The sequence below is a fragment of the Pseudomonas sp. EA_65y_Pfl1_P113 genome (assembly GCF_963970525.1).
In the GTDB taxonomy this organism is placed as follows: domain Bacteria; phylum Pseudomonadota; class Gammaproteobacteria; order Pseudomonadales; family Pseudomonadaceae; genus Aquipseudomonas; species Aquipseudomonas tritici.
On record NZ_CAXAQM010000286.1, the window covers coordinates 1 to 566 of the forward strand.

Sequence of the window (566 nt, forward strand, 5' to 3'; positions counted from 1 at the left end):
CGGGCTGGACGCGATCAGCAAAAGGAGGGCCAGCCGCCTCACCGCGCATTCCTTACGGCCGCGATCAGGCCCGGCACATCCTCCTCGCGAATGTAGCCGACATGCTGCAGCACGATCCGCCCGTCACCGCCGATCACGAAGGTCTCGGGCACGCCCGAAGAACCCAGCGCGAGCTGTACCGCACTGACCTTGTCATCGCCGATCGCGGCATAAGGATCGCCATTGCGCGCCAGGAAATCGGCGATGGCAGCGGGCGTGTCCCGGACTGCCACCGCATCGATCTCGACCCCGGCCTGTTTGAGCGCGAGCAATTGCGGGGCCTCGGCGATGCACGGGATGCACCAACTGGCAAAGACGTTGAGCAGCCGCGGCTTACCCTTGGCGAACGCGGTCGTCGCCAGCCCCGGCTTGCCGGGCACGATCGGCGGCAGGTCGAATTTGGGCAAAGGCTGCCCGACCAGCGCCGAATGAATGGTGCGGTCGGCGGGCTTGTACAGGCCCCAGCCGATCACTGCGAGCAACGCGACCGCCGCCGCGAACGGCACCCAGATCAGCAGCCGCTTCAT

General features: G+C 67.0%; 1 protein-coding gene. It reads right to left on the reverse strand.

Going from position 1 to position 566, the window contains the following annotated elements:
* Nucleotides 1-38: 38 nt before the first annotated feature.
* Nucleotides 39-566, reverse strand: a 528-nt coding sequence (locus tag AACY52_RS29635; RefSeq protein WP_339561273.1) for a redoxin family protein, incomplete at its 5' end; no start/stop codon positions are given.